The 15,391-nt window shown below is 57.6% G+C and carries 12 protein-coding genes, 2 tRNA genes, 1 rRNA gene and 1 pseudogene; 10 read left to right on the forward strand and 6 right to left on the reverse strand.

All coding sequences use genetic code 11. The features are described 5' to 3' along the window. Nucleotides 1–209: 209 nt before the first annotated feature. The 5 genes and pseudogenes from KP808_RS25210 to KP808_RS25230 form a co-directional block, all read right to left on the reverse strand. Nucleotides 210–285: transfer RNA gene (locus tag KP808_RS25210), tRNA-Ala, on the reverse strand. 55 nt (nt 286–340) lie between these two features. Then, nucleotides 341–417, reverse strand: a tRNA-Ile gene (locus tag KP808_RS25215). An 83-nt stretch (nt 418–500) separates the two neighbouring features. After that, nucleotides 501–2,038, reverse strand: a 16S ribosomal RNA gene (locus tag KP808_RS25220). A gap of 586 nt (nt 2,039–2,624) precedes the next feature. Continuing rightward, nucleotides 2,625–3,850: pseudogene (locus tag KP808_RS25225) on the reverse strand (CaiB/BaiF CoA transferase family protein). A gap of 9 nt (nt 3,851–3,859) precedes the next feature. Continuing rightward, on the reverse strand, nt 3,860–5,044 hold the full coding sequence (locus KP808_RS25230) for an acyl-CoA dehydrogenase (protein ID WP_230017168.1): 1,185 nt from the start codon (nt 5,042–5,044) through the stop codon (nt 3,860–3,862). 155 nt (nt 5,045–5,199) lie between these two features. Between KP808_RS25230 and KP808_RS25235 the strand changes: the two genes are divergently transcribed. From KP808_RS25235 to KP808_RS25280, 10 genes are all read left to right on the forward strand, one after another. After that, the gene (locus KP808_RS25235) at nt 5,200–6,108 is read left to right on the forward strand and encodes a LysR family transcriptional regulator (protein ID WP_058402183.1); all 909 of its coding nucleotides are present in this window, start codon (nt 5,200–5,202) and stop codon (nt 6,106–6,108) included. 420 nt (nt 6,109–6,528) lie between these two features. Then, nucleotides 6,529–7,650, forward strand: a complete 1,122-nt coding sequence (locus KP808_RS25240; RefSeq protein ID WP_230017169.1) for a Re/Si-specific NAD(P)(+) transhydrogenase subunit alpha — start codon at nt 6,529–6,531, stop codon at nt 7,648–7,650. A 10-nt stretch (nt 7,651–7,660) separates the two neighbouring features. Then, the gene (locus tag KP808_RS25245; protein ID WP_002555867.1) at nt 7,661–7,984 is read left to right on the forward strand and encodes an NAD(P) transhydrogenase subunit alpha; all 324 of its coding nucleotides are present in this window, start codon (nt 7,661–7,663) and stop codon (nt 7,982–7,984) included. Then, on the forward strand, nt 7,981–9,435 hold the full coding sequence (locus KP808_RS25250; RefSeq protein ID WP_230017170.1) for an NAD(P)(+) transhydrogenase (Re/Si-specific) subunit beta: 1,455 nt from the start codon (nt 7,981–7,983) through the stop codon (nt 9,433–9,435). The genes KP808_RS25245 and KP808_RS25250 overlap by 4 nt, the downstream gene beginning before the upstream one ends. Before the next feature lie 180 nt (nt 9,436–9,615). Then, nucleotides 9,616–11,109, forward strand: a complete 1,494-nt coding sequence (locus tag KP808_RS25255; RefSeq protein ID WP_057402845.1) for an acetyl-CoA hydrolase/transferase family protein — start codon at nt 9,616–9,618, stop codon at nt 11,107–11,109. Nucleotides 11,110–11,429: 320 nt separating this feature from the next. Next, nucleotides 11,430–11,645 (forward strand): DUF1127 domain-containing protein, encoded by a 216-nt coding sequence (locus KP808_RS25260; protein ID WP_002555870.1) that lies wholly within the window; start codon nt 11,430–11,432, stop codon nt 11,643–11,645. Between the two features lie 310 nt (nt 11,646–11,955). Further along, nucleotides 11,956–12,273: a DUF2388 domain-containing protein gene (locus KP808_RS25265; RefSeq protein ID WP_054097022.1), complete on the forward strand. Its 318-nt coding sequence runs from the start codon at nt 11,956–11,958 to the stop codon at nt 12,271–12,273. An 86-nt stretch (nt 12,274–12,359) separates the two neighbouring features. Then, nucleotides 12,360–12,665, forward strand: a complete 306-nt coding sequence (locus tag KP808_RS25270; protein WP_058428167.1) for a DUF2388 domain-containing protein — start codon at nt 12,360–12,362, stop codon at nt 12,663–12,665. Between the two features lie 38 nt (nt 12,666–12,703). Next, entirely contained in the window at nt 12,704–13,024 is a 321-nt protein-coding gene (locus tag KP808_RS25275; RefSeq protein WP_230017171.1) for a DUF2388 domain-containing protein, read from the forward strand. Beyond that, nucleotides 13,021–14,982, forward strand: coding sequence for a DUF7844 domain-containing protein (locus tag KP808_RS25280; protein ID WP_230017172.1), 1,962 nt, complete (start codon nt 13,021–13,023; stop codon nt 14,980–14,982). The genes KP808_RS25275 and KP808_RS25280 overlap by 4 nt, the downstream gene beginning before the upstream one ends. On the opposite strand, the gene KP808_RS25285 is transcribed toward KP808_RS25280, so the two are convergent. Beyond that, nucleotides 14,983–15,360 (reverse strand): SCP2 sterol-binding domain-containing protein, encoded by a 378-nt coding sequence (locus tag KP808_RS25285; protein WP_058409443.1) that lies wholly within the window; start codon nt 15,358–15,360, stop codon nt 14,983–14,985. Nucleotides 15,361–15,391 lie beyond the last annotated feature (31 nt).

Here is a 15,391-nt window from a genome sequence, read left to right on the forward strand (position 1 = left end):
AAGACGACATTCGCCGAAAGTTTGCATTTCACAAACTTTACCTTAGCCCGGACACACACCAGTGAAAGAGGTGCCCGGTCTATTTCTTTCTATCACATACCCAAATTTTTAAAGAACGATCTAATCAAAGACTAGAAATCAACATTCATGCATTGATCATCAGGATCAATGGAATGCTCATTTCTAAGCTTTCAAACAGAAGCAGTAAGTGGTGGAGCCAAGCGGGATCGAACCGCTGACCTCCTGCGTGCAAGGCAGGCGCTCTCCCAGCTGAGCTATGGCCCCGTATTTCTACATACCGTGGAGGCGTCTACTCTGACCAGCTATCTCACCAGTAAACTGGTGGGTCTGGGCAGATTCGAACTGCCGACCTCACCCTTATCAGGGGTGCGCTCTAACCAACTGAGCTACAGACCCGAACTCGGGCGCTGCTTCTAATCGTCTTCTTCAATGAATCAAGCAATTCGTGTGGGTGCTTATGGTGCAGCTGAGTCGTCGATTAAGGAGGTGATCCAGCCGCAGGTTCCCCTACGGCTACCTTGTTACGACTTCACCCCAGTCATGAATCACACCGTGGTAACCGTCCTCCCGAAGGTTAGACTAGCTACTTCTGGTGCAACCCACTCCCATGGTGTGACGGGCGGTGTGTACAAGGCCCGGGAACGTATTCACCGCGACATTCTGATTCGCGATTACTAGCGATTCCGACTTCACGCAGTCGAGTTGCAGACTGCGATCCGGACTACGATCGGTTTTGTGAGATTAGCTCCACCTCGCGGCTTGGCAACCCTCTGTACCGACCATTGTAGCACGTGTGTAGCCCAGGCCGTAAGGGCCATGATGACTTGACGTCATCCCCACCTTCCTCCGGTTTGTCACCGGCAGTCTCCTTAGAGTGCCCACCATAACGTGCTGGTAACTAAGGACAAGGGTTGCGCTCGTTACGGGACTTAACCCAACATCTCACGACACGAGCTGACGACAGCCATGCAGCACCTGTCTCAATGCTCCCGAAGGCACCAATCCATCTCTGGAAAGTTCATTGGATGTCAAGGCCTGGTAAGGTTCTTCGCGTTGCTTCGAATTAAACCACATGCTCCACCGCTTGTGCGGGCCCCCGTCAATTCATTTGAGTTTTAACCTTGCGGCCGTACTCCCCAGGCGGTCAACTTAATGCGTTAGCTGCGCCACTAAGAGCTCAAGGCTCCCAACGGCTAGTTGACATCGTTTACGGCGTGGACTACCAGGGTATCTAATCCTGTTTGCTCCCCACGCTTTCGCACCTCAGTGTCAGTATCAGTCCAGGTGGTCGCCTTCGCCACTGGTGTTCCTTCCTATATCTACGCATTTCACCGCTACACAGGAAATTCCACCACCCTCTACCATACTCTAGCTTGCCAGTTTTGGATGCAGTTCCCAGGTTGAGCCCGGGGATTTCACATTCAACTTAACAAACCACCTACGCGCGCTTTACGCCCAGTAATTCCGATTAACGCTTGCACCCTCTGTATTACCGCGGCTGCTGGCACAGAGTTAGCCGGTGCTTATTCTGTCGGTAACGTCAAAACAATCACGTATTAGGTAACTGCCCTTCCTCCCAACTTAAAGTGCTTTACAATCCGAAGACCTTCTTCACACACGCGGCATGGCTGGATCAGGCTTTCGCCCATTGTCCAATATTCCCCACTGCTGCCTCCCGTAGGAGTCTGGACCGTGTCTCAGTTCCAGTGTGACTGATCATCCTCTCAGACCAGTTACGGATCGTCGCCTTGGTGAGCCATTACCTCACCAACTAGCTAATCCGACCTAGGCTCATCTGATAGCGCAAGGCCCGAAGGTCCCCTGCTTTCTCCCGTAGGACGTATGCGGTATTAGCGTCCGTTTCCGAGCGTTATCCCCCACTACCAGGCAGATTCCTAGGCATTACTCACCCGTCCGCCGCTCGCCACAGGTACAAGTACCCGTGCTGCCGCTCGACTTGCATGTGTTAGGCCTGCCGCCAGCGTTCAATCTGAGCCATGATCAAACTCTTCAGTTCAAACATCTAACTGGGTTTTGAGAAAACCCTAAACTTGGCTCAGCAATCGTTGGTTACATCTTTGATTTCTCGCGGAGTAACTTGGGTTGCTGATAATCTGTTGACTTCAGTCTGACACCACAAGCACCCACACGAATTGCTTGATTCAGTTGTTAAAGAGCGGGTTAAGATCTTTCGTCTCAACCGAGGCGCGCATTCTACAGCGTCTCTTGTATCTGTCAAGCGGTTATTTTAAGAAGTTTTCAAAGTTTCCTTTGCAACTTCAACCACTTGCGCTTCGACCAACTCTGCAGTTGCTCATCAGCGGGAGGCGAATTCTACAGCGTTACAACCGCGTGTCAAACTCTTTTTTCTCACCGCTGTCGATCACTGCTGACTCGACCTCCTTCCTCGCTGACTCTTCACTCCAAACCCTTGTAAACTATTGATCTACAAGGCTTTTTCGTTCCCGTCTGCGCCGGAAGTGGGGCGAATTATAGACAGATCACAGAGGGCGTCAACCGTTAATTTCAAAAACACCGAAATTAACCGTTAAGGTCCTGTAGCTATATAGAAAAGCCCTTCACAAACGCTTTCTTCTATATAGCTACACGACCCCTGACTTGCGCAGCAAGGCAACCGCCTCACCCTCAAGCCCCAATAGCTCTTGAAGGACTTGCGCCGTGTGCTCGCCCAACAAAGGAGGCGCCCTTCGATATTCGACTGGCGTTTCCGATAGCCTTATCGGGCTGGCGACCTGCGGAACGCGCCCGCCCAGCGCGTGCGGCATCTCTATAGCGAGCCCGCGCGCTATAACCTGTGGATCCGCAAACACTTGAGCAAGGTCATTGACCGGGCCGCACGGCACGCCAGCCGCCTCAAGCTCGTCAACCCACCTGAGCAGTGGTCTTGAACACCGTAGCCTGACGAATCAGCGGAATCAGCTCAGCGCGATGAGCCACGCGCAGTTTGTTGGTCAGGAAGCGCGAATCATCAGCCCACTGTGGCTGCCCCGCCACTTCGGCAAACCTTCTGAACTGGCTGTCATTCCCCACAGTAAGGATCAGGTCGCCATCTGCTGTAGGAAAAGCCTGATACGGCACTATATTGGGATGAGCATTACCCAAGCGCCTGGGCGCCACGCCCGTGGTCAGGTAGTTCATGGCCTGATTGGCCAGACATGCCACCTGCACGTCGAGCAGCGCCATATCAATGTATTGCCCTGTATTGCTTTGATCGCGATGAGCCAGGGCGGCGAGAATGGCCGTTGTCGAATACAGACCTGTAAGAATGTCGGTCAGCGCAACGCCAACCTTCACCGGGCCCGCGCCCTCCTCACCCTCCGGCAGACCGGTAAGGCTCATCAGGCCGCCAAGTGCCTGGATCATGAAATCGTAACCCGGGCGCGTCGCATACGGCCCGCTCTGACCGAAACCGGTAATGGAGCAATAGATCAGGCGAGGATTAACAGCCTTGAGCGATTCGTAATCCAGCCCATAAGACGCCAACCCACCGACCTTGAAGTTCTCGATGACAATATCCGACTTCGCCGCCAGCTCCCGTACCAGCTTCTGCCCTTCCGGCCGCGTGAAGTCGATGGTGATTGACTGCTTGTTGCGATTGGCCGACAGGTAGTAAGCCGCCTCGGTGGTGTTCTGACCGGCCGCATCCTGAAGAAACGGCGGCCCCCACGAACGAGTGTCATCGCCACATCCTGGTCGCTCGACCTTGATGACGTCAGCCCCCCAGGTCAGCGAGGATCTGCCCGGCCCAAGGCCCGGCCAGGACCCTCGACAAGTCGAGCACCCGGATATGTGAAAGCGCCCCCATGATCAGCCCTCCTTAATAGAAGGCCTGAATGCCGGTCTGCGCACGCCCCAGAATCAACGCATGCACATCGTGCGTACCTTCGTAGGTATTCACCACTTCCAGATTGACCAGGTGCCTGGCAATGCCGAACTCGTCCGAGATACCGTTATTACCGCCCAGCATGTCGCGAGCCATGCGCGCTATATCCAGCGACTTGCCGCAGGAATTGCGCTTCATGATCGAGGTTATCTCTACCGCCGCCGTACCTTCGTCCTTCATGCGCCCCAAACGCAGGCAGCCTTGCAGCGCCAGAGTGATTTCAGTCTGCATGTCCGCCAGCTTTTTCTGGATCAGCTGATTGGCCGCCAGCGGACGCCCAAACTGTTGGCGGTCGAGGGTGTATTGCCGCGCGGTGTGCCAGCAGAACTCCGCCGCACCCAGCGCGCCCCAAGAGATACCGTAGCGCGCAGAATTGAGACAGGTGAACGGACCTTTCAAACCGCGTACGTCCGGGAAGATGTTTTCTTCAGGCACGAACACGTTATCCATGACGATCTCGCCAGTGATCGACGCACGCAAACCGACCTTGCCATGAATAGCCGGGGCGCTCAGACCTGCCCAGCCTTTTTCGAGAACGAAGCCGCGGATATCGCCGGCATCGTCCTTGGCCCACACCACAAACACATCCGCGATCGGGCTGTTGGTGATCCACATCTTGCTACCGCTCAAGCGATAACCCCCCTCGACACTCCGGGCACGAGTGATCATCGCCCCTGGGTCTGAACCATGGTTGGGCTCGGTCAGGCCAAAGCAGCCAATCCATTCACCCGAGGCGAGCTTGGGCAGGTATTTCTCTTTCTGGGCCTGCGTACCGAATTCATTGATTGGCACCATGACCAGTGAGGACTGCACACTCATCATTGATCGATAGCCTGAATCGATACGCTCGACTTCACGGGCGATCAGCCCATAACAGACGTAATTCAGGCCGCTGCCGCCAAACGCTTCCGGAATCGTTGCGCCCAGCAACCCCACTTCGCCCATCTCGCGAAAGATGGCCGGGTCGGTTTTCTCGTGACGGAACGCTTCCAGCACGCGCGGGGCCAGCTTGCTCTGGGCGAACTGCTCGGCAGTGTCGCGAACCATGCGCTCTTCTTCAGTGAGCTGTTGATCCAGCAGCAATGGGTCGATCCAGTTAAAACTTGCTTTACCGCTCATGCCTGTTCCTCACGTTCAGCTGAAAAATCCTGTAATGATCCTAGTCCTGGCGTCCCCCGGCGACAAACGAGGTTTTATCAACCTGTTGTGCTAATTTCTCACTCCAAGAGCCGCTTCAGGCCCGCATAACAAAAAGACCAGTGAGAAGAAAGGATATGAGACGCAAAATACCCAGCACCACTGCACTGGTAAGTTTCGAAGCTGCCGCCCGACACGAAAGCTTTACCAAGGCCGCTCATGAACTGTCCCTGACACAAGGCGCGGTGTGCCGACAGATTGGCGGGCTTGAGGAGTTTCTCGGGGTTGAGCTGTTCCGGCGCTCTCGAAGGGGGGTGAAGCTCACGGAAGCCGGGCTTTCCTATAGTCGTCGCGTGGCCCAACAACTGGACGCAGTCGAGCGCGACACCCTGTCTGTCATGGGCCAACAAGGCGCCAACGCCATCGAACTCGCCGTGGTGCCGACGTTCGGCACTCAATGGCTGCTGCCGCGCTTGAAAGACTTCCAGCACAAGCACCCCGATGTCACGGTTCACCTGACCAACCGCACGCGCCCCTTTCTGTTTGCTGACACCGACTTCGATGCTGCTATCTATTTCGGCGACGCCGACTGGTCCGGCACCCACTCGCATCGGCTGATGGGTGAAAACTCCATGCCGGTCTGCAGCCCCTCTTTCCTGAACGGGCGAGACCGTCTGCAAGCAAGCGAGCTCGCCGAGCTGCCACTGCTCCAACAAACCACCCGCCCCTATGCGTGGCGGCAATGGTTCAACGCGCAGGGCATGGATGTGGCCCGCGACATGACCGGCCCTCGCTATGAGCTGTTTTCGATGCTCGCGCAGGCGGCCATGCACGACATGGGTGTGGCACTGATCCCGCCCTTCCTTATTCAGCACGAACTGCATGAAAAGCGCCTGGTGATCGCCAACGCCTGTTCGCTGCCTGGCAGTAAGGCCTACCACCTGATGATTCCCGAGCGCAAAGTGGAGTCGGCGTCACTCAGCGCATTTCGCGACTGGCTGGTCGCTCAGGCCCGGAATTACCAGCTCCCTCAGGACCAGGCCTGAGCAGCACTTCAGGTAGTAAGTGGTACTCGACACCTACAGATATAAGCTTATGTCGCCTCGCAACAACTTTTCGCTCAGCGCAAAAAACGACTTAACGCCTAATAATTACAGGGTCTTTTGCCTTATTTGGCAAAAATGCGAGATTTTCGAGCAAAAAATATTAATCACCATTTTTTGTGCGGAATAGCGCCAAACCCCATACAGGCAATGGCCTGCATTCAATTGCTGCGACAATAGGTCACAGTGTGACTTGTAGTTCATCTATAGTTTCGTTACAGAATATATTGAAGCCCGCAAACTTCACCTGCAAAATGCCCCGCCCCTGCTGGAAAGGGGCGTGCTGCCTGGCCATGCCAGATGCACCAGCCGTAGTGCACTGGCCTACACACGAACGATAAAAAATCGCGCAGGAGATTTGTCGTGCACATTGGTGTTCCTCTCGAAACGCAAGCGGGCGAAACCCGGGTAGCTGCTACCCCGGAAACCATCAAAAAGCTGATCAGCCAGGGTCACCGGGTTACGGTGCAAAGCGGCGCAGGCCTTCATGCCAGCGTTCCAGACAGCGCTTACGAGGCTGCTGGCGCGGTGATCGGTGACACGCACCAGACCTATGCGGCCGAACTGATTCTCAAGGTCGTCGCACCTGACGAAGAGGCGCTGAGCCTGATCAAAAGCGGCTCGGTGGTCATCGGCATGCTCAACCCCTTCAACAATGAACTCATCGGCAAGATGGCCGCACAGGGCATCACCGCGTTCGCCCTGGAAGCCGCGCCGCGCACTTCCCGCGCGCAGAGCCTTGATGTGCTGTCTTCGCAGGCCAATATCGCAGGCTATAAGGCCGTGCTGCTTGCCGCACATCACTACCCGCGCTTCATGCCCATGCTGATGACCGCTGCCGGCACCGTAAAAGCCGCACGGGTGCTGATCCTGGGCGCAGGCGTCGCGGGCCTGCAGGCCATCGCCACCGCCAAACGGCTGGGTGCCGTGGTTGAGGCCTCGGATGTGCGTCCGGCAGTGAAGGAGCAGATCGAGTCGCTGGGTGCCAAGTTCATTGATGTGCCCTACGAGACCGAAGAAGAGCGTGAATGCGCCGAAGGCGTTGGCGGTTACGCCCGCCCGATGCCTGCCAGCTGGATGCAACGCCAGGCCGCAGCGGTTCACGAGCGGGCCAGACTGGCGGACATCGTTATTACTACCGCCCTGATCCCCGGCCGCAAGGCACCGGTGCTGCTCAGCGCCGAAACCGTGGCGCAGATGAAGCCCGGCTCGGTGGTCATCGACCTGGCCGCCGCACAAGGTGGCAATTGCCCACTGACTGTGGCGGATCAAGTCGTCGTCGAGCACGGTGTGACCATCGTCGGCCACACCAACCTGCCAGCGCTGGTCGCAGCCGATGCTTCTGCACTCTATGCCCGCAACCTGCTGGACTTCATGAAGCTGCTGTTCGACAAGGACGGCACATTCTCGATCAACCTCGAAGACGACATCGTCGCCGCATGCCTGATGTGCCGCGACGGGCAAGTCGTGCGCAAGAACGGCTGAGGACACACCAATGGAAGAGCTGATTTCCCCCGGCGTCTACAACCTGATCATTTTCGTACTGGCAATCTATGTCGGCTACCACGTGGTCTGGAACGTCACGCCCGCGCTGCACACGCCGCTCATGGCCGTTACCAACGCTATCTCCGCCATTGTCATCGTTGGTGCGATGCTCGCCGCCGCCCTGACGGTGACGCCGCTGGGCAAAACCATGGGCACGCTGGCTGTCGCGCTGGCCGCAGTGAATGTGTTTGGCGGCTTTCTGGTCACTCGGCGGATGCTGGAGATGTTCAGGAAAAAGGCCCCCAAGGCAAAGGATGAGGCGCCGAAGTCATGAGCATGAATCTGGTCACTCTGCTGTATCTGATCGCGTCGATCTGCTTTATCCAGGCACTCAAAGGCTTGTCACACCCCACCACCTCACGCCGCGGCAATCTGTTCGGCATGCTTGGCATGGGTCTGGCGGTCATCACCACAATCGGGCTGGTGTCCAAACTGGCTGCATTGTCTACCGCTGAAGGTACCAGTGCCGGCATTGGCTACATTGTGGTCGGCCTGTTGGTGGGCGGGACCGCTGGCTCGATCATGGCCAAGCGCGTTGAAATGACCAAAATGCCTGAGCTGGTCGCATTCATGCACAGCATGATCGGCCTGGCAGCGGTATTCATCGCCATCGCCGCTGTAGTCGAGCCTCAGTCACTGGGCATCGTTGGTCATCTCGGCGATGCCATCCCCGCGGGCAATCGTCTGGAGCTGTTCCTCGGAGCAGCCATCGGCGCGATCACCTTTTCCGGTTCGGTAATCGCTTTTGGCAAACTGTCGGGCAAATACAAATTCCGTTTGTTTCAAGGCGCACCGGTACAGTTTGCCGGGCAGCACAAGCTCAACCTGGCGCTCGGTCTGGCCACACTGTTCTTTGGTCTGACCTTCATGTTCACTGGCAGCCTTACTGCCTTTGCGATCATGCTCGCGCTGGCGTTCGTGATCGGTGTGCTGCTGATCATCCCGATTGGCGGTGCCGACATGCCTGTAGTGGTCTCGATGCTCAACAGCTATTCAGGCTGGGCAGCGGCCGGCATCGGCTTTTCGCTGAACAACTCGATGCTGATTATCGCGGGATCGCTGGTCGGCTCCTCGGGCGCGATTCTGTCTTACATCATGTGCAAGGCGATGAACCGCTCGTTCTTCAATGTAATTGGCGGTGGCTTCGGCGGCGCAACGGATTCGGCAGGACCGGCTGGCAGCAAGGAAGCCCGCCCGGTGAAATCCGGCTCGGCAGACGATGCCACGTTCCTGCTGACCAATGCCGACACCGTGATCATCGTGCCGGGTTACGGGCTGGCAGTCGCGCGCGCGCAGCATGCACTCAAGGAACTGACGGAGAAGCTGGTGCACCGTGGCGTCACGGTGAAGTATGCGATTCACCCGGTGGCCGGGCGCATGCCGGGGCACATGAACGTACTGCTGGCCGAAGCCGAAGTGCCTTACGATCAGGTGTTCGAGATGGACGACATCAACTCCGAGTTCGGCCAGGCCGATGTGGTGCTGGTGCTCGGTGCCAACGACGTGGTCAACCCGGCCGCCAAGAACGATCCGAAATCGCCCATTGCCGGGATGCCGATTCTGGAGGCATTCAAGGCCAAGACCATCATCGTCAACAAACGCTCGATGGCCAGCGGTTACGCAGGTCTGGATAACGAGCTGTTCTATCTGGATAAAACCATGATGGTGTTCGGAGATGCCAAAAAGGTGATCGAGGACATGGTGAAGGCCGTCGAAAACGCCTAGCCTGACCCTGCCTCATTAAAGCCCCGGCTCGCTTGGCGACCGGGGCTTTTTACATTTCGCGTAACAGTGTTTTGCGCTGAAAGCCGCCAATTAGAGCCCTCAAATGCGACCTTGGTAGCAGGACGAACCCCGTTCAACGCTCTAGACTTGTCGCTCGCTTCTATCTACGAGACAGAATTCATGTACCGTGACCGTATCCGCCTGCCCTCCCTGATGAGCAAGGTTATGAGCGCAGCCGACGCTGCCGCCTTGATTGAAGACGGCATGACCGTCGGCATGAGTGGCTTCACCCGCGCAGGCGAAGCCAAGGCCGTGCCCCATGCGCTGGCCGAGCGCGCCAAAGTGACACCGCTGAAAATCAGCCTGATGACCGGTGCCAGCCTGGGCAATGACCTGGACAAGCAATTGACCGAGTCCGGCGTGCTGTCCCGGCGCATGCCCTTTCAGGTCGACAGCACACTGCGCAAGGCGATCAACAACGGCACGGTGATGTTCATCGATCAGCACTTGTCCGATACCGTCGAGATGCTGCGCAACCGGCAGATCAAGGCGGTGGACCTGGCGGTGATCGAATGTGTTGCGATCACCGAGGAAGGCCATCTGGTGCTCAGTACCTCCGTCGGCAACTCGGCCAGCTTCGCGATTCTGGCCAAGCAGGTCATCGTGGAAATCAACCTGTCGCAGCCGCTGGAGCTGGAAGGCCTGCACGACATCTATATACCCAGCTACCGGCCGACGCGCCTGCCGATTCCGGTGCTGGAAGCAGACTCGCGCATCGGTAGCCATGCAGTGAAGATCGACCCGGCGAAGATCGTCGGCATTGTCATCAGTAATCAACCAGATTCACCGTCCACCGTCACCCCACCTGACGCGGATACGCAGGCCATCGCCAACCATCTGGTGGAGTTCTTCAAGAAGGAAGTGCGCGAAGACCGGCTTACCGACAAGCTGATGCCACTGCAAGCGGGTATCGGCAACATCGCCAACGCCGTGATGCACGGCCTGCTGGCATCCCCCTTCACTGACCTGACCATGTACTCCGAGGTGCTGCAGGACTCGACATTCGACCTGTTCGACGCGGGCAAACTAACCTTTGCTTCAGGCAGCTCCATGACGTTGTCGGCGGCCAAACACGCGGAAGTCTTTGCCGACTTCAACCGCTACAAGTCCAGGCTGGTATTGCGACCCCAGGAGATCTCCAATCACCCCGAGGTGATCCGCCGCCTGGGTATCATCGGCATCAACACTGCGCTGGAATTCGACCTGTATGGCAACGTGAACTCTACCCACGTGTGCGGGACGCGCATGATGAACGGCATTGGCGGCTCGGGAGATTTCTCGCGCAATGCGCACCTGGCGATATTCGTCACCAAATCGATTGCCAAGGCCGGCGCGATTTCCAGCGTTGTGCCGATGGTCAGTCATGTCGACCACACCGAGCATGACGTCGACATTCTGGTCACCGAGCAGGGCCTGGCAGATCTGCGCGGCCTGGCCCCTCGCGAACGCGCGCGGGTCATCATCGACAACTGCGTACACCCGGATTACCGCGACGCGCTGAACGCCTATTTCAATGCCGCTTGCGTGCTGGGCGGCCATACCCCGCACATCCTGCGTGAAGCACTGAGTTGGCACATCAACCTGGAAGAAACCGGGCGCATGCTGCCGGGCTGAACAGGACAGTTGGAAGTGAACGAGACCTTTCCCGACTCACTTCCTGCTCGCACTCAACGGCTTCTTGAAAAACTGTACTGCTGTACCGGTCATAAAACTGCCTCAAATCGCAAAAATCACCATAATCGATCACAAAATGCACTTATATGGTGCTGACCGGTACAGTTGCCCCATTTATGAACAAAACAGTGCCCGATCACAGTTAACTGAACCCTCACAATACAAGTGAACTGTGTCTATCGAAGCTGGACGTGTGCGAGGAAAATGGGCACCAGTCAAGCAACTCACTTATCCCGCCACAAGCGGAAGGAAGTCACACCATGGAACGTACAATCAGTTCCGATCTGTTCAGCGAAAGCACCGTTACCACTGCAAAAGCTTCTTTGCCTCTGCGCGTATTCGCCAATCTGATGCTCTGGCAGCGTCGCCTGTCCAGCCGCCATCAACTGGCTCGTCTGGATGCACGCCTGCTGGCTGATGCCGGTATCAGCGAATCCCAGCGTTACGAAGAGCTGAGCAAGCCGTTCTGGCGCTAAGTTAGCGCTCGCTGGTCCCAGACTTTCAAGTCTCTCGCCAGCAACCCGAATTGCTTCATACAAGACCCGCCTCAGGCAACCGAGACGGGTTTTGTCTTTTTCGGGCAGGGATTCAACGGATTGCCAGTAACAGTACAGTTTCAAATAATTCAAAAGCTGCAAGTACAGTTACCAAATAATGCAAACTGTGCAAGCTGCAACCATCGACTGCCATGACAAGCGCGCTATCGGTGGGATAGTCTAGCGCTCTACCTCGGCCCTTCGGCTTCGCAGGCAGCCTGTGCCCCTTTGCCCTCAATGGAACTCGATCATGTCTCTGCTACGTACCCTCGGCGCTGCCTTCCTGTTGACTGCTGCTGCAGGTGCCAACGCCTCCAGCTTTATCGTGACCACTGACGCAGTGGTGGATGCGGTCAATGCATCGACACGTGCCACGTCCAACGTTTCCTCTTCCCTGAAAGACGACAAGATCGTTCTGGCCGCCCGTGACGATGCCGCCAGCTTCGTGGCCAGCTCTGGCGACATCCGCAGCGCCCGCCTCGAAGGCGCGCTGCAGCACATCCGTCAGGTTCTGCCTGAACTGCAAGCGACCGACAGCCAACTGGCCCAGGCCATTCTGGCCATCTGACTGTCGCGCCCCGGCCGCGTGCCGGGGTAGCTCTGGCCAGAGCATTGCGCTAGCCTTGCTACCTGTTTTGCCGGTTCGTGAAAGTCATGCGTTTACTGCACCTTCTGTTTATCGCACCCATTGCCAGCCTGATGTGTATCAGTCAGGTTCAAGCGTTCGATACGACCACGCAAGGTTTGGTCAAGACCGGCTATGTCACCAGTCAGGTCACAACAGCACCTTTTGATAACAAGCTCATCGTGGCTGCCCGAGACGACGCTGCTGCGTTCATCGCCAGCGACGGAGAGATACGCTGTGCCCGGCTTGAGGCCGCGCTGCACGCCCTGCGTCAGGCAGATGCAAAACTTCGTGTCAGCGACCTTGAACTGGCGCAGGCAATCCTCGTCCAATAGCCACTTTCCCCTCTTTGCGTAACTGGAGACGTCACTACATGCGTACCCCGCTGATTGCTGCTTCCTTTGGCCTGTTATTGCTGGCCGACTTTGCCCAGGCTCAGACCGTTGTAGCCACGAGCAACATCATCGTTCGCGCGTTTGGCCGTACCATTGATTTCACCTCGGACACCACCACATCGATTCGCGACTCCAAAGTCGTGCTCCAGGCCAAGGACGACGCCGCCAGTTACGTTGCCAGCGGCGGTGACATCCACGGTGCCCAGCTGGATGCTGCCTTCGATACGCTGCGCATCCGCGTACCGGAAGCACGCGGCGCAAGCGATCAGACCCTGGCTGAAGCAATCCTCGCATTGTGAGGCGATTTCGCGCCTGGCTGCTTGCTGGCGCGCTGTCGCTGGTCGGGACGCATGCCTTTGCCAGCCTGAAGCTGGAACTGCACACTGACGGCCTCGATGCGCCGCAACAACAAGCCAGCCAGACGCTGCTCGACGAAGCCATGCACGCGCTGCCGCCCAGCTTCGTCGAAGCACTGGACCGAACCGTCGAAGTAAGCTGGTCCAGTGACATGCCGCAAAACGCCTACGGTCAGGCAGCCGGCCCTTATCAGTTATATCTCAACAGCCACTTGCTGGCCTCGTTGACCGACGGTTCGGCAGCCACCGCCCAGACAGGCCGTCCACACGGAACGGTGCGCCAGGAGTTGCTCGCCACCGTCCTGCATGAGCTGACCCACGTATACGATCGCGCTCGCCTGTGGTCGCCTGCCGAGCGCTCGGCTATCTTCCGCTGCGGGTCGCGCAACAGCTCACTGGGCAAGATCGGCCTGCCCGACAATTGCCGAGGTCAGACCGAGCGACGCTTTACCCTCAGTGACGACCCTCGCCTGCTGGACCTGGCGGGCTGGCAGCAATACGTCGGACGTCGCGGCGAACGCGAAGAACATAACGGCCAGGTCGCCCGCAGCCCGGATATCTACGAAACCACCAGCCCGCTGGAATTCGTGGCCGTGAACATGGAGTATTTCCTCCTCGACCCGGCCTACGCCTGTCGTCGCCCGGCGCTGTATGCGTATTACAAAGAGCGCTTTGGCTGGGCACCCGCAGCACGGGATGAGTGCCCCACGTACTACCCTTATCTGAATGCCGGTAGCGACTTTGGCCGGGAGCCGCTGGGCAAGCTGGACCCTGAGCGGGTCTACGCGGTGGATTATCTGCTCGCCGAGGCGAATCAGAACTGGGCGAGCCGCTGGGGCCACAGCATGTTGCGCCTGGTGATCTGTAAACCCGGTCGTCCTCGCGGGCCGGACTGCCGCCTGGACCTTGACCAGCATCTGGTCCTGTCTTATCGGGCATTCGTCGGCGATGTACAGCTATCGAGCTGGGACGGCCTGATGGGTGCCTACCCGTCACGGCTGTTCGTCTTGCCGCTGGCGCAGGTCATCGATGAATACACCAAGACCGAACTGCGCAGCCTGGCCTCTGTGCCAATCAAGCTGTCGCGCCCGGAAATCGAAGGGCTGGTTCAGCACGCTGCCGAGATGCACTGGAGCTACGACGGCAATTACTACTTCCTCTCGAACAACTGCGCCGTTGAAAACCTCAAACTGCTGCGCGCCGGTACGCACAATCCCAAGCTTGTCGGCCTGGACAGCATTTTGCCCAACGGACTGCTTGAAGTCCTCAAAGGCCGAGGGCTGGCCGATACCAGTGTGCTGGATGACCCGAAGGAAGCATTGCGACTGGGCTACCGGTTCGATTCCTACCGTGACCGCTATCAAGCCATGTTCGAGGTTTTGAAGAAGCACCTGCCGATCAAGCAGAACACCGTGGAAGAATGGATGGCCCTGCCAGCCAGTGAGCGCAGTCAGTGGTTCGACAAAGCCGATCTGCGTACCAGTGCTGCGATTCTGCTGCTGGAGCAGGCCAGCCTGCGCAGGCAACTGCTGCTGGCCCAGGACGAAGTGAAACAGAGCTATCTCGGTGCACGCGAAGTGAAAGACGGCAAGGTCTCCAATGCCACCAAAACGCTACAGGAGATCCTCGCCAGCAGCGGCTTCCTCAGCCGGCCAGCCGAGCTGCTCGGCAGCAGCGGGTACGGTTTGCCACAGGCGGGAGAATGGCAGCGGCTTGAAGCAGAAAGCAGTCAACGCCAGAAGCAGCTCAAGCGTCTGACCGGCGATCTCGACAAGGAAGTGCGCGCCCTACTGGAGCCTGAACGCGCCAAGGAAATTGCCGCCAACGAAGCCAACCTCAAACAGGTGTCCGAGCACCTTCGGGCGCTGCACAAGGCAGCAGGCGGGCTGCAACTGCAGTGATCAGGCGGCCTTCTTTTTCGGCTTGAGGTATTTGACCAGGCCCTGGAACCAGATCACCAGGGCCGGGTTGCCCTTGATCTGAATGTCCTTGTCCTGAATACCCTTCATGAAAGCCAGCTGCTTGTTCTTCGCCTGCAGGGTGGCAAAACCAAACGCGGCATCACGAAACGAGATGGCAAAGGCTGGCGCTGCAACCACACCGCTGGCACTGCGAATGCGCTGATCGTGCACCACGAAGTGACGTGCGATTTTGCCATCTGCGGTCTGTAACTGGAATGTCAGGTCCTTGCCAGCCAACTGCTGCTGGAAGGCGGGGTTGTTACGGCTGGCGCGGGCCATCAGCAGGCCCAGCATCCACAATAGAAAACGAAACTTCATGCTCGGCCTCTGTACGCACTGAATCCGGTGA

The sequence above is a fragment of the Pseudomonas savastanoi genome (assembly GCF_020917325.1).
GTDB lineage: Bacteria > Pseudomonadota > Gammaproteobacteria > Pseudomonadales > Pseudomonadaceae > Aquipseudomonas > Aquipseudomonas amygdali.

Bases quoted from the DNA above. Each gene is read 5' to 3' on its own strand.
- KP808_RS25230 (WP_230017168.1), bottom strand. From the start codon at position 5,044: ATGAGCGGTAAAGCAAGTTTTAACTGGATCGACCCATTGCTGCTGGAT.
- KP808_RS25235 (WP_058402183.1), top strand. From the start codon at position 5,200: ATGAGACGCAAAATACCCAGCACCACTGCACTGGTAAGTTTCGAAGCT.
- KP808_RS25245 (WP_002555867.1), top strand. From the start codon at position 7,661: ATGGAAGAGCTGATTTCCCCCGGCGTCTACAACCTGATCATTTTCGTA.
- KP808_RS25250 (WP_230017170.1), top strand. From the start codon at position 7,981: ATGAGCATGAATCTGGTCACTCTGCTGTATCTGATCGCGTCGATCTGC.
- KP808_RS25255 (WP_057402845.1), top strand. From the start codon at position 9,616: ATGTACCGTGACCGTATCCGCCTGCCCTCCCTGATGAGCAAGGTTATG.
- KP808_RS25260 (WP_002555870.1), top strand. From the start codon at position 11,430: ATGGAACGTACAATCAGTTCCGATCTGTTCAGCGAAAGCACCGTTACC.
- KP808_RS25265 (WP_054097022.1), top strand. From the start codon at position 11,956: ATGTCTCTGCTACGTACCCTCGGCGCTGCCTTCCTGTTGACTGCTGCT.
- KP808_RS25270 (WP_058428167.1), top strand. From the start codon at position 12,360: ATGCGTTTACTGCACCTTCTGTTTATCGCACCCATTGCCAGCCTGATG.
- KP808_RS25275 (WP_230017171.1), top strand. From the start codon at position 12,704: ATGCGTACCCCGCTGATTGCTGCTTCCTTTGGCCTGTTATTGCTGGCC.
- KP808_RS25285 (WP_058409443.1), bottom strand. From the start codon at position 15,360: ATGAAGTTTCGTTTTCTATTGTGGATGCTGGGCCTGCTGATGGCCCGC.